The following is a 14,306-nucleotide window of genomic DNA, read 5'->3' as shown; positions in this document are numbered from 1 at the left end:
TGTCAACGCTATTTGCACACTTATTTATAACGATTCTAAATAAGTTGCAAATTCTAAAAGTTTTTTTCTCAAATAAATTAAGGTAAAAGACTACATTAGTCTTTTACCTTATTCACCATAAAATAAACATTTATTTAGATTTTTCAAGTTTAAGTGGTACTTTAATTTCTTTATCTACTTTTTTACCTTCCATCAGTTTCAATACTGAACTTACTGATTCTTGCCCCATTTTTTCAGGTTGCTGAGCGATTGTTGCATCTAACTTACCTTCTTTAATAGATTGCATCGCATCTTCATTTCCGTCAAATCCTACAACGAGTATATCTTTATCGCCTACCGCTTCTATTGCTCCTAAAGCCATCTCATCGTTATGAGAGAATATTGCTTTAACACCTGGATGAGCTTGTAATATGTTTTGAGTGACATTGAGCCCTTCTGCACGATCAAATTTAGCGCTTTGCTTTGCGATAACATCTAATGATTTATCTGCTACTTCATGGAATCCTTTTCCTCTTTCTCTAGTAGCACTTGCGCCAGGTACACCTTCTAATTCAGCGACTTTAGCATTTTCACCTAATTCATCTAAGATAAATTTACCACCCATTTTACCGCCTTCTATATTATCCGAAGCAATAAATGTAGCGACATCACCTTTATCAACTGATCTATCTAACGTAATAACTGGAATACCTTCATTGTTAGCAGATTGAACTGCACTAGAAATGGCACTTGAATCAGTTGGATTCACAACTAAATAATCAACCTGTTGTTGAACTAAGTCTTCTATATCATTTGTTTGTTTAGCAGAATCATCCCTTGCATCTACTACTTTAACATTCATACCTTGCTTTTTAGCCTCTTTTTGAAGTCCTTCTTTAATTGAAACAAAAAATGGATTATTTAAAGTCGAAACACTTACCCCTATTGTAATATCTGATTTCTTTTTATTCGTTTTACTACCATTGTCTTTTTTTAATGGAGATTCTAACGAACATGCTGATAAAAACACTACCAACGAAAGAAAAAGTATTAAAAATTTCTTCATCATTTATCCCTCACTTTGTTAATTATTTTTTACGATCTATAAGAACAGCAATTAATATAACAATACCTTTTACTACTTGTTGATAGAATGAAGATACACCTAATAAGTTCAATCCGTTATTCAACACGCCGATAATAAGTACACCAATTAGTGTACCAACGATACGCCCTTTACCACCTGTTAAAGACGTTCCACCTAACACTACTGCTGCTATGGCATCTAGTTCATATGAAGTACCAGCAGTCGGTTGAGCTGAATTTAGACGTGATGTTAATATTGCTCCAGCTAAAGCTGACATTAAACCAGATATACCATAAATTAAGATTTTTACTTTATTAACTTTGATTCCTGAAATTTTAGAAGCTACTTCATTTCCCCCGATGGCATATGTATGTCTACCAAAAGTTGTCTTCTGTAGAATAATTGCCAATACAATAAATACGATAATCATCGTTACTGCCGGTACTGGTATACCAAAGAAATAACCTTTACCAAACAATTGGAATAAATAACTATCACCTAAGTCTGTTATAGGATTACCATCTGTAATAACTAACGTTAATCCTCTAAAAATTGTCATAGTTGCCAATGTTGCAATAAATGGCGCCATGCTACCGAAAGTAACCAAAACACCGTTAAATACCCCTAGTAAAAATCCTCCTAATACACCAACAATTAAAGCTACAATTGGATCAAGACCACTCGTAATTAAAATTGCTGTAAATGCACTTGATAAAGCTAATATAGACCCTACTGATAAATCTATACCACCTGTCAAAATAACAAACGTCATACCAAAAGCAATTAAACCGTTAATAGATACTTGTCTCAATAAGTTAAGTAAATTCGATAAATCTAAAAATGCAGTATTTAAAACACTTATAACAACCACTAAAAGAATCAATCCTATAAATGGTATAATTTTTTCTAACAATGATGATTTAGCTGTTAACTGTTGCATTTAATTCCCCTCCTGTAGCCAATGTCATAATATTTTCTTCTGTAATTTGTTCCGCTTCAACTTGTCCCTTTATTTCTCCTTCTTGTACAACTAAGACTCTATCACTCATACCGATAACTTCTGGTAATTCTGAAGAAATCATTATAATAGAAACACCGCGCTCAGTTAATTCGTTCATTAATTGATAAATTTCTCTCTTTGCTCCAACATCAATACCTCTAGTCGGTTCATCTAGTATTAAAACTTGTGCACCCGTACCAATCCATTTAGCTAAAACTACTTTCTGTTGATTACCACCGGAAAGTGAAGAAACAAGTGCTTTTCTATTTGTTTTAATATTTAGTCGTTTACTCATTTGATCAGCAAATATATGAACAGACTTTTCTTTCGTAAAGCCTTTATTGGAAAAGCTTTCTAAAGAAGGTAAAACCATATTATCTTCAATAGAGAAATCTAATATCAGACCTTCGTCCTTTCTGTTCTCTGTAATAAGCCCAATTCCGTTTTTCATAGCGTCTTCTGGTGAATTAATGGAAACTTTTTTATCGTTAATCGTAATGTCTTTACTGCCTTTATCTATGCCGAATAAACTTCGCATTATTTCAGTTCTGCCAGCCCCCATTAGTCCACTAACACCAAGAATTTCTCCTTTTCTTAATGAAAATGATATATCTTTAATTTGATGTTCATCATTATTTAACGATTTAACGTCCATGATGATATTACCAGGTGAAACAGTTCTTTTCGGGAATTGTTCTGTTAAATCTCTACCTACCATTGATTTAACTATCTCATCATAATTAGTACCATTCGTTTCTTTATATAACACTGTTTTACCATCTCTCATTACAGTTATCTCATCAGATATCTCAAAGATTTCTGCCATTCTATGTGAAATATACACAAATGCAACGCCTTGTTTTTGCAAGCTTTTAATGAGCTTAAACAATTGATTAATTTCTTTATCCGTTAAAGCAGCTGTTGGTTCATCCATAACGATTATTTTAGCGTTCGTCATCAATGCTTTAGCAATTTCTATCATTTGTTGTTCACCAATAGAACATTTTCCTGCAACTTTTTTAAGTGGTATTTTAAAATTTAACTTTTCAAATACTTTCATTGCTTCTTTCTTCATTTGTCTCTCGTTTAAGATTCCAAATTTATTTCTAATTTCTTTACCAATAAACAAATTTTCTAACACTGTTAATTCTGACCAAATATTTAATTCTTGGTGTATAAAAGTTATGCCTGCTTCTTCAGCCATTTGTGCATCTTTATATTCAATATTTTCATCTTTGTATATTATCTGACCCTCATCTTTGCCGTGTATACCTACTAAAATTTTCATTAACGTAGATTTACCTGCCCCGTTTTCTCCCATCAATGCATGTACAGAAGCTTCCTTTAAAATAAAATCTACCCCAGTTAATACTTTATTTTGTCCAAAAGCTTTATGTATATTCTTCATCTGTAACATGGTAACCCTCCTTTAGAATAAAACATCACTTTCCAATATGACATTTGCAAATGGTGTTGCTTCTCCAGTTCTAATAATCGCGACTGTATCATTTGTTAATTCTTTAAATCGTTCATGTGATACATATTCTGTATCAATATTAGATTGAGTAATCTTTTCAAAAAGCGGAACATTATTTTCTTTTATTTCTTCCGCAACGATCATTTTTTGAACCGACATATGTTTCATCACTTCTTCGTAAACGCTTTCAAAATTTGGCACACCAAAAGACAGTGCTAAATCAATTTTCTTCACTTCTTTTGGAATTGGTAGACCACAATCTGCTATTACTATTCTGTCTGTATGACCAAGATCACTTAATACTTTAGATATTTCACTGTTTAAAATCCCTGTTTTATACATGCCATTCTCCCTCTATTTCTGAAAGTTTAGGCATACCACCTTGTGCACCCATACCTGTTACTGAATAACTTGCTGCTAAGTTTGCAAAATCTAACGCTTTTTCTAGATTGAATTCTTTCTGTAACGCTACTGCAAATGCACCGTTAAATGTATCACCTGCGCCAGTAGTATCTTTAACTTCTCGTTTATAACCTGGTACTTCTACCTTTTTGTTACCATCATGATAGACTGCACCTTTATCTCCTAAAGTAACAATCAATTTATTCGGATATTTTGCTAACGCTTCATCCATATTTCCTTTAAACATTCCGTCACTTTCTGTTTCATTAGGTGTTAAGTAATCAGCTTTTTCAATAACATTATCACTAACTTCTCTAAAAGGAGCTGGATTTAATATAGATGTAATTTCATTTTCCTTACAGTAATCAATTACATGTTCAACTGTTTCACTAGGTATTTCTTGTTGAAGAAGAACGATGTCACCTTTATTAAGGTGTGCTAAATGTTTCTCAACATATTCAGGTGTTACTTCGTTATTGGCAGATGGAACAAAAATGATACTATTATCTTGTTCAGCTAAAGTTATGTGAGCAGTACCTGATGGCATTTGTGTAACGGGTTCCACACCATCTACTAAAACGTAGTTATTTTGTAGATTTTGATAAATTTCTTTACCGAAATCATCATCTCCTATGCGCCCTACTAAATATACTTCTTCCCCTAACCTTGCTGCTGCCACAGCTTGATTAGCGCCTTTTCCACCTGGTGTAGTGAAAAAACTATCTCCTAATATCGTTTCACCTTTTTCAGGTCTTTTTGAAGCTGAAACTACTAAATCTATAGACATACTTCCTATAACCATAATCTTTTTCATTTTACTCTCTCCTCGTCGATTGTCGTTCTATTAAACTAACGTCTAATATTTGATGATGTTCTCTTTCTTTACCTTCTAGTTGATTGATAAGCTGCTGACAAGCCTTTTTGCCTATTAAATATGCTGGTTGATGAATTGTAGTTAAACTTGGTGTATACATACGAGATAATGGTATATCATCATAACCTACAACTTGAACATCAGAAGGAACTTTAAATTCATGATGTAACAAAGTACGCATAACAGCAAATGCGCTCACATCATTACTACAAATAATACTATCAATATTGTGCTTATGAATCATCGATACTAAATCTTCTTCAATGAGAAAACGTTCATCTACAGTAATGTAAGGGATGTTCTTTTCATCAAAAATAGATTTAGCACCGGATAGTCTTTCGTTAAATGATTTATATTGTAAGTTTTGTTGCATAATTAAAACAGATTTTGTCGAACCTTTAATGACGGCTTGAGCTTGTAACTGTCCACCTTTATAATGATTTGTTTCAACAAATTCATGGTCGGCATACACTCTATCTAATAAAACAAATGGCATATTATATGATTTAAAAGAATCAAATGTTTCTTGAGTAGATAATTGTGATGCAATAATCCCACTACAATTATGCACATTGAATGTGTTTATATACGCTAATTCTTTTTCTTCATTTCCATCACCATTACCTAAAATGATGTGATAACCCTTAGCCATCGCTTCATCTTCAACACCTCTAGCGACAACCGTGAAAAATGGATTGCTAATATCAGGTAATAATAAACCTATCATTTTAGATTTACGTTTATACAATGTCCGAGCTGTTTCATTTGGTCTGTAATTTAAATCTTTGATCGCTTTATTAATCTTCTTTCTTGTTTCTTCTTTGACATACCCACTTCTATTAAGAGCTCTTGAAACTGTCGCCACTGAGACACCAGCGTATTTAGCAACTTCTTTAATCGTAGCCATTCGTTCAACTTCCTTTTGTGTAACCGTTTACATAAAAGGATACCACCACTCTAAAACTATTGCAATACTAATCTAAAAAATACTGACGTTCTTCTTTAGTTGGTAGTTTACATGCTTGCTTAAATTGGATGCGATGTCTTATTTTTGCAAATGAATCGTAACCTAGATTTCTAAGAAAACGAGGCACTATTTTCAATAGGAATGCAAAAATTTTATATTTCTTAATTTGATTCAATAAGTGAATAATAGCATCTGTTTTAGTAAATACTTGTGATTTATCAACTACAACAATTGTGTCTATATTTTTCAATTCAGGTTGAGCTTTAATTAAGTTCTCTCCATATTGCCCTTCTAATTGTGCAAATTGGAATCTCGTTGGAATATTATGATGAATCAACCACATTACTACTCTATTACAATAACCACAATCACCGTCATAGTATACTATAGCCATAAATATCACCTTATTCCTTTCTTTAGTTTTAAGATAACACGATTATAAGAAACATTAAATTAATAAGGAAGTGAACCAGAAATCTCATTTTGCTAAAACGACTTCATAATACCATTCCGTCAATGATGACTAAGCTTGAAAAAATTTGGTATAAACACACTTTCATTCCAGTCAACTACCCCTATATAATGAAACAGTCCGAGACATTTATATATGTCCTGGACTGTTATTATTGTTATTGAACTTCTTTAAATTGTTTATATTCTTGTTCGTTAATTGTTATAATTTTAAATCCTATGTATCCAAATATTATAGATATGATTGGGACAGTATAATTGAATACTGCATACATCCCATACTCCAATACGTTTACATTTAAGGTCTGAGCTATAAACACACCACAAGTATTCCATAAGAAAAATACTGAAGTCACTGTTCCACCATCTTCTAGAGCTCTAGATAAATTTTTAGGGTGTAACCTCTTTTCTAAAAACGTATTAATATACATTCTTGATGGTACAACAATTGAAATATATTGTTCTGAGCATGAAGCGTTTGTACCAATACATGAAATAATAACAGAAGCGATTAGTCCACCAGTACCTTTAGCTACTTTCAAAACTTGTGTAATAATTGCCTTCAACATACCTGAATATTCGAGTATTCCACCAAATGTCATCGCAACAATTGTCATAGAAATGGTATAAAACATCGACTCCAAACCACCCCTATTAAATAGTTCTTTTACGAGTTCATTCTTCGTTTCTAACACATATCCTGTTTGTAAAGCTTGAACGCTATCATGAATACTTCCACCTTGAACAAAAATTTGTGATAAAAACCCTAAAATAATACCAACTACCAATGCAGGTATTGCAGGTACTTTTAAGGCTACTAAAATAATAACAATCAGTGGTACTAATAGTAGCCAAGGTGATATGACAAATTTATCAATCATTTCATTATTAATTGCATCAATTTTATCTTGATTAATGTCACCTGCAGAAAATTGTCTACCAAGTATAAAGAAGGCAATTAACGAAATTACAATCGCAGGTACAGTTGTATAGAACATATGCTTAATATGATCGAATAGATTTGTACCAGTTAAACCTGCTGCTAAATTTGTGGTGTCAGATAAAGGGCTCATTTTATCACCAAAATAAGCACCTGATATGATAGCACCCGCAATCATACCTGCTGGAATATCCATGCTCAATCCTATACCCATTCCGGCTACACCTACTGTAGCCATTGTAGACCAACTACTACCAATGGCTAAAGATACAATGGCACATATAATAGCAATAGTCACTAAAAATAATGAAGGCGTAATAAGTTTTAAACCGTAATAAATCATTGTTGCAACTATACCTCCACCTATCCAGGCTCCAATGATTAAACCAACTAGTATAATAATAACAATCGCAGGTAGTGCTAATTTTATCCCTTTGTACATCATTTCTTCTATATCTTTCCATGTATGTCCGTGATAATAGGCAACTATGGCTGCTATAGCTGTACCAATCATTAAAGGTATGTGAGGCGCTAATTCTAAAACAACAACAGTATAGAGCATGCTGACTATCATAAATAGAAACGGAATAATCGCCCATACAAAACTTATATTCTTCGGTGTAGATTCTTTTACCATAATGACTAATCCTCCTATAATAAAGCGCTTACATTTAAAATTGTATAACTTTCCACCATAATTTACAAATTAAATTTTAAAATATAATTTGATTATAAATACAAAAATGCATTGTAAAAGTTAGCCTTTGACTAACTTTTACAATGCATTTCTTTAATATTAAAAAGATTTATAATCTAAGCTACATTTAACATATCCAATACTTCTTGCATTATCACTTCAAAATCATCTTTATAATCATCGTTAAAGCGTAATATAACTGCTCTTTCATCTGTTTTTAAGCGGTTTTTTAATATATATTTCTTTTCGAATAATCTCTTAATAGCACGAGCAGATTTGTTTTGCTTTATGTATCCTTTTTCAATTGCATCTTTAAGGTGTACTTCTTTCACTTCATTTAATTTCATTAAGAAGAAAAATTCATGTTTCTTTAAGCCATACTTTTGTTCAATTACTACAAAGATATTGTCAATTTTATTTTGGTAATCAAAGAATTCAGAACATGAAGTAATTGCTTCTGAATAAGATTGAGTGCTCATTGTTGTAACCTCCTAAAAATTAGTTAATTAAATTATCTTAAAATAATCTTACCATAAAATTAAATAACATCAATATGGAATTTAATAAAATATTTGACATTTTGTGTAAATTAGAATAATTTATATGACTACATACAAAAGAGGTTTATTTTTGAAGACAACTACAATTTTTTTAAATACAAAAAAAGATTATAACGATAACGTTATAATCTAAAAGGAATAAACTATTTCAGTTTTTATTATTTTTATCTTTCAAATAAAATTCTTTGCTTGTGAAAAATTCTCGTGTCAAGTCTTTAACTTTAGGTGATAACATAATAACAGCTATAATATTGGGAATAAGAATGCATGCTAACGCTATATCTAATAAATTCCACAATTGTGTTCCTGCCCCAAACGCACCGAGTGCTATAGATAAAACATAAACTATTTTCATAATAAATCCAGCAGTTAATCCAAATAAATATTCTGCCATTCTTGAACCATAATAAATAACTACAATTATAGTAGAGAATACAAAGAATACCATTGATATAGAAACAATCCAGCTTCCAAATGTACCAAATGCATCATTAAAGGCTCTAGCTGTCAGTGCAGCTGATTGTTCTTTTGCATCATCTGCTTTCCAAACGTCTGAAACCAATACAACAAACGCTGTTGTACTACATATAATTAAAGTATCTACAACTATTTCACTTACACTCCAAAAAGCTTGTCTCACTGGATGATCTGTCTTAGCAGCAGCGTGGGCAATTGGAGAAGTACCTAAACCTGCTTCGTTTGAATAGATACCTCGAGCAAATCCCCATCTAACCGTTGTAGCTAAAGCAGCTCCAAAACTACCTCCTAATGCTGCATCAGGATTAAAAGCTTTTTCAACTACTAACGCTATGACTCCCGGTAAATGTTGAATGTTCATTAAAATGATAATAAAACCCATAATACAATATAATCCAACCATAACCGGCACAATCATTTCAGTGAATGTTGCAATTCTTTTAATGCCTCCAAACACAACTAAAGCAGCTAACACAGCTAAAATGATTCCTGTATAACCCATATCAATATTGAAGGTATCTTCTACCGTGCTTGCTGCTGAATTTCCTTGCACCATAATACTCGGAATGAGTTCCAACATAAGCGCGAATGCAAAAATAAAAGCGAATACTATTCCAACTTTTTTATTTTTCATTCCTTTTTTCATATAGTATGTAGGTCCCCCTACAAATTCGCCTTTACTATTCTTTTCTCGATAATGTATACCAAGTACGTTTTCACTATACTTTAAAGCCATCCCTAAAAATGCAATAACCATCATCCAAAATACTGCACCAGGTCCACCCATCATGATTGCTGTAGGTACCCCTACGATATTTGCTGCACCAACAGTAGAAGATAAAGCAGAAGTTAATGCTTGCCTCGGTGTGATTGTTCCTTCACCTTTAGGTTTTTTATTAATACTGCCAAATGTTTGTTTCATCATATAGCCAAAATGTCTAAACTGTATGAACCCTAAATAAATTGTTAAAAATAAACTAGATACTAATAATAGAGTTACGAGTGGATATCCCCATAACCAATCTGAAAATGCTACTATTTTGTCCATAAACACGTCCCCTTTGTTGTTTATTGATAAGAGCAATTTTAATTATATATATCATATTACAGAAAATTCTATCAATTTAAAAGATAATTTTTCACTTATAAATTAAAAACACCATTTGATATTAAACAAATAGTGTTTTTCAATGAAAATTTATTTTATTTATCCAACGTGTATTACACGACAATGTTTTAAAAATTGATGTGAATATTGTTTTTTTATATCTTCAACTGTCCCATAACATAAACCTATCATTCTCCATTTTGGATTATGGCGGTAGAATGAGTCTTTTTCTAAACTCCATTTTACCATTTTACCATCATGATTATATCTAGGTAGTGTCATTTCATGACCATCTAAAACATTTAGGAATAGTTGGAATATTTCAGGGTCTATTCGCTCAAATTGATCGATTACAAGCCATTCTCTTTCTGAATTTGTGATATGCCCCGTGATAAATCCTTCACGATAATATAGAGCTCCACTTTCGTTAGGTAAATACCTTCCGTATAACATTTCTTCAGAAAAATCTGGATGCCCTGTTGTATAAATACCTTTAGCAAGCTCGCGCTCTACGTAATGTTTTGCTTTTTTTATACCTTCTTCTTTACTATCACATAACATTAATATAATTGGCTTATCTTTTTTATCTTCTTGTTCTTGTGGAATCGAGACTTGATATTGTTGTGAATTATTTTGAGAAAACTCACCTCTACTCATATCCATCATTGCATCATATTGAGCTTTTGTTAAATTAGCTATAGATTGCTTAGAATTTTCTTGTAAGAAATATAATTTTTTTAATGTTTGATGTCTATTTAGTTCTGCTACACTTATAGGATTAATATCCTTTTCATATCTAATAGTTATGCAAGTTGAATCAGTTCGTCCTGGTTGTGGTGGAAGTTTATGTATACTATCTGTAACTTCACCAACACCAATAATAGAATGATTCGCGTTTTTATTTAAGAATACAAGCTGATCCCCGATTTCAAGTTGTGTATAATAAATATAACCATTTCTTTTAATACCATTCACTGTATGTGTGAAAATAGTATATGTTTCATCTTCTTCAAACTGTATTTCTTCTGAAAGTAAGAAATATCTAGGTATTTTAACTTCTCCTTGTCCTAGGCCAATAATTAATTCAAATTCTTCTTTAGATATACGATTGAATAATTGATCCGTTAGTTGCTTAATACGCAATTCTAAATGTTCACTTCTCTTTAAGTATTCAACTGAAAGCATTGTTAAAGAGGTTTCAAATTTAAAATGAATGCTTACTTTTTGGTTGCCGCCTGTCTGAACATCAATAATTTCCCCATATCCTAATAATCCCACTTGATTTTGGACTTGATAATAAATTACTTTATCACCAGGTTTTGCCGTCTTAAAGGCATGGTAACCTTGAGTAGGATTAAAACTTGCACCCGATTCAAATACTGCAACTTGTCCTTCTAGAGGTTCTGTATGATTCCACCTATTATATCCACAATTTAGCCAAAAGTAGTTTGTTTCTTCAGACATATGTATACTCCTTGTTATAAATAATTATCAATTTTAAACGATTTACTATGTAAATATGACGTTTATTATACTAATCATATTTTTTACATGACATTAATATTAACATTGTATAAGACATTAGCATCCGTGTCTATGTTTACACAAGTAAAAACTGAGACATTATATATGCCTCAGTTCAAGATTAATGTATAAAATTATAACTTGGTACGAGTGAAGCTGGTACAGTTCTGTATGTTAATACACCAGGTGAAGATGTAAAATTCATTTCTGATACTTGAATACTACCGTCATTATTAATGCGTTCAACAAACGAAACATGACCGTAATAACCAGCAGAAGATTGTAAAATCGAACCTACAGCAGGTTTATGATTTACTCTATATCCATCTTTAGCTGCAGCGCTAGCCCAGTTGTTCGCATTCCACCAATAAGTGCTTATTGGTTTACCGATTGCTTTACGTCGATTAAATACGTGCCAAGTACATTGACCCCAATCATATAAATTTTGGTGGTAGAACATAGGAGGTGTATAGCTACCAGTGTTATTAGAGCTTGATTGTCCACCACCTGTTGACACTGAACCACTTACTTTTAATTTTTGGCCCGGATAAATAATGAAATTTGATAAACCATTTAAAGACATTATTTTTTGATATGTTGTACCATATCGAGCAGCAATTACTGATAATGAATCTCCTGATTTAACCGTATAAGTAGTTGTACTAGTAGATGTGTTTGATGAACCCGTATTATTTGAACTTGAACTACTAGAAGTCCCTTTTACTTTTAATTTTTGGCCAGGATAAATAATTGTATTATTCAACCCGTTTAAAGACATTATTTTTTGATATGTTGTGCCATATTTACCAGCAATTACTGATAACGAATCCCCTGATTTAACCGTATAGTATGTTGTTGATGACGTTGAAGTCGATCCTGTATTCGTATTAGACGAACTAGAAGAACCAGGTACTTGAATGATTTGATTCGGAAAAATTAGATTAGAGCTTAATTTGTTTAAGCTTTTAATTTTTGCGATAGTTGTATTATGTTTTTCAGCAATTAACCAAAGTGAGTCTCCGCTCTTAACTTTATATGATGCAGCTTCAGCACTTTGTGATGTTAAAGCTACTGCTACAGAAGCACCTACAAATGCCGTTAATGTCTTCTTCTTCAAAATTAGTTACCTCCATTATCTTACATTTTTATATAAAGATATTAATTCTTCCTAATTATACACTGTTATGGCGCAATTTTATATTACAGTTTTATTTCATTTATATTAATAGAATTATAGAAAAATTCTTTTAAAGACAATTAATTTTTTTATTTATATGATGAGAATACACTGTAAAATTGAAATAAATGACAATATAACAATTTAAATCTGCACAAAAAAACTGTCGTCAAAGTTATTAACTTTACGACAGTTTAAATGTATATTACAAAACTAATAATCTATTTATTGAAGTATTAACGATAAACCGGCTAATGTTGGCATTAAATTAACTAGAACGCCTCCGATTTTCAACCCCATTGTTATTTCTTTATCTTTAAAAGTACTAATAGCTAATATTAGCCCAATTAAAGCAATAATAAATGGTATCACTGGATTTGGATATTTTGGCTGTTCAAAAAATATTCCTAGACCAGCTATAACGGCACAAACAAGTGATAAATATAAGAATTTTTTCATAATAGTATAACTCCTATCTAGACGTAACTTACTATAACTTCTAGTTGCCCGTTAATGTGATTATCTAAATCATCAGCCGTTAATATGAGGTGACTTCCCGTTGACACTTCATATACATTTCCGTCTGTTATGATTTCACCTTCCCCAGAAATAATACTCACTAAGCAATAATCTCTAGGTTTTCTGAAGTTAAATGTACCTTCTATTTGCCATTTCGTAACAGTGAAAAAGTCGCTTTCTACAAGCATTTGACCTTTTTGTTCATCAGAATCTATTCTCACAGGTGCTACATTTGGGCTTGTTGGTCCTATATTGATAACATCAATACTTTTATCAAGATGTAATTCACGTTTCTTACCATCTTGCTCAATTCTATCGTAATCATAAATTCTGTAAGTAGTATCTGAATTTTGTTGCGTTTCTAGTATCATAATACCTTCTCCGATTGCATGCACTGTACCACTTGGCACATAGAAAAAGTCTCCCTTTTCAACTTTAACGCGCTTGAATAAATGATCCCAATCTTCATTTTGAATATATTCTTCAAGCTGTTCTTTCGAATTTGCATAAGTTCCATATATAATTTCTGCGTCTTCTTTTGCGTCAAGAACATACCAGCACTCAGTTTTACCAAACTCACCATTTTCATGTTCGTGTGCATATTCATCATCTGGATGAACTTGTACAGATAATTTTTGGTTTGCATCTAATATTTTCGTAAGCAATGGAAATTTCTTTTCTGAAGGATTTCCAAATAATTCAGGATGTTCTTCCCAAACCTTATCCAATGTTTGACCTTCGTAAGCTCCATTGACAATAACATTAGGTCCATTTTGATGCGCTGAAATACCCCAACATTCCCCAATATTACCATCAGGAATGTCGTAGCCCATTTTTTCTAAATTACGTCCTCCCCAAATACGCTCTTTAAACACGGGTTTCAATACTAATGGAGACATTTAATCATCCTTTTCTTTTTTGTCGTTAAAAATATATGTAAGTTCAATTAATTAAATTAAATATATACCCTTCGTGATTGTACCATATAGTGCTTTACTTATGAAATACTGAAATGGCAGTGGGACGGAATCTCATTTTTCTAAAAAG

The 14,306-nt window shown here is 31.9% G+C and carries 14 protein-coding genes; all 14 read right to left on the bottom strand.

From position 1 onward, the window contains the following. Positions 1-130 precede the first annotated feature (130 nt). Entirely contained in the window at positions 131-1,045 is a 915-nt protein-coding gene (locus ACO6VN_RS13480) for a D-ribose ABC transporter substrate-binding protein (RefSeq protein ID WP_194201545.1), read from the bottom strand. A gap of 22 nt (positions 1,046-1,067) precedes the next feature. Next, on the bottom strand, positions 1,068-2,006 hold the full coding sequence (locus ACO6VN_RS13475) for an ABC transporter permease (RefSeq protein WP_016998861.1): 939 nt from the start codon (positions 2,004-2,006) through the stop codon (positions 1,068-1,070). Next, entirely contained in the window at positions 1,987-3,483 is a 1,497-nt protein-coding gene (locus ACO6VN_RS13470) for a sugar ABC transporter ATP-binding protein (RefSeq protein ID WP_194201544.1), read from the bottom strand. Before ACO6VN_RS13470 ends, ACO6VN_RS13475 begins: the two co-directional genes overlap by 20 nt. A 12-nt stretch (positions 3,484-3,495) precedes the next feature. Further along, positions 3,496-3,885, bottom strand: a complete 390-nt coding sequence (rbsD, locus tag ACO6VN_RS13465; protein ID WP_194201543.1) for a D-ribose pyranase — start codon at positions 3,883-3,885, stop codon at positions 3,496-3,498. Next, positions 3,878-4,759 (bottom strand): ribokinase, encoded by an 882-nt coding sequence (gene rbsK, locus ACO6VN_RS13460; protein ID WP_016998858.1) that lies wholly within the window; start codon positions 4,757-4,759, stop codon positions 3,878-3,880. Before rbsK ends, rbsD begins: the two co-directional genes overlap by 8 nt. 1 nt (position 4,760) lies before the next feature. Next, positions 4,761-5,726 (bottom strand): LacI family DNA-binding transcriptional regulator, encoded by a 966-nt coding sequence (locus ACO6VN_RS13455; protein WP_070044870.1) that lies wholly within the window; start codon positions 5,724-5,726, stop codon positions 4,761-4,763. A 67-nt stretch (positions 5,727-5,793) separates the two neighbouring features. After that, complete coding sequence (locus ACO6VN_RS13450) at positions 5,794-6,180, bottom strand: thiol-disulfide oxidoreductase DCC family protein (protein ID WP_016998856.1); 387 nt, start codon at positions 6,178-6,180, stop codon at positions 5,794-5,796. A 235-nt stretch (positions 6,181-6,415) separates the two neighbouring features. Beyond that, positions 6,416-7,834 (bottom strand): Na+/H+ antiporter NhaC, encoded by a 1,419-nt coding sequence (gene nhaC, locus ACO6VN_RS13445; RefSeq protein ID WP_422404775.1) that lies wholly within the window; start codon positions 7,832-7,834, stop codon positions 6,416-6,418. 176 nt (positions 7,835-8,010) lie between these two features. Further along, positions 8,011-8,373, bottom strand: a complete 363-nt coding sequence (locus ACO6VN_RS13440) for a transcriptional regulator, SarA/Rot family (RefSeq protein WP_016998854.1) — start codon at positions 8,371-8,373, stop codon at positions 8,011-8,013. Positions 8,374-8,602: 229 nt separating this feature from the next. Then, positions 8,603-9,979: an alanine/glycine:cation symporter family protein gene (locus ACO6VN_RS13435; RefSeq protein WP_103268959.1), complete on the bottom strand. Its 1,377-nt coding sequence runs from the start codon at positions 9,977-9,979 to the stop codon at positions 8,603-8,605. A gap of 159 nt (positions 9,980-10,138) precedes the next feature. Beyond that, on the bottom strand, positions 10,139-11,503 hold the full coding sequence (locus ACO6VN_RS13430; protein WP_218688334.1) for an EVE domain-containing protein: 1,365 nt from the start codon (positions 11,501-11,503) through the stop codon (positions 10,139-10,141). A gap of 181 nt (positions 11,504-11,684) precedes the next feature. Further along, positions 11,685-12,680 carry a LysM peptidoglycan-binding domain-containing protein gene (locus ACO6VN_RS13425; protein WP_016998852.1) on the bottom strand — a complete coding sequence of 332 codons (996 nt, stop codon included), beginning with the start codon at positions 12,678-12,680 and terminating at the stop codon, positions 11,685-11,687. 285 nt (positions 12,681-12,965) lie between these two features. Further along, entirely contained in the window at positions 12,966-13,199 is a 234-nt protein-coding gene (locus ACO6VN_RS13420; RefSeq protein ID WP_016998851.1) for a hypothetical protein, read from the bottom strand. A gap of 17 nt (positions 13,200-13,216) precedes the next feature. Continuing rightward, positions 13,217-14,158: a mannose-6-phosphate isomerase, class I gene (gene manA, locus ACO6VN_RS13415; RefSeq protein ID WP_422404774.1), complete on the bottom strand. Its 942-nt coding sequence runs from the start codon at positions 14,156-14,158 to the stop codon at positions 13,217-13,219. Positions 14,159-14,306: the final 148 nt, after the last annotated feature.

This window comes from Mammaliicoccus sp. JADD-157 (assembly GCF_049310805.1).
GTDB lineage: Bacteria > Bacillota > Bacilli > Staphylococcales > Staphylococcaceae > Mammaliicoccus > Mammaliicoccus lentus.
The sequence above is the reverse complement of the archived record's forward strand: the minus strand, read 5'-3'. Positions and strand labels throughout refer to the sequence as shown.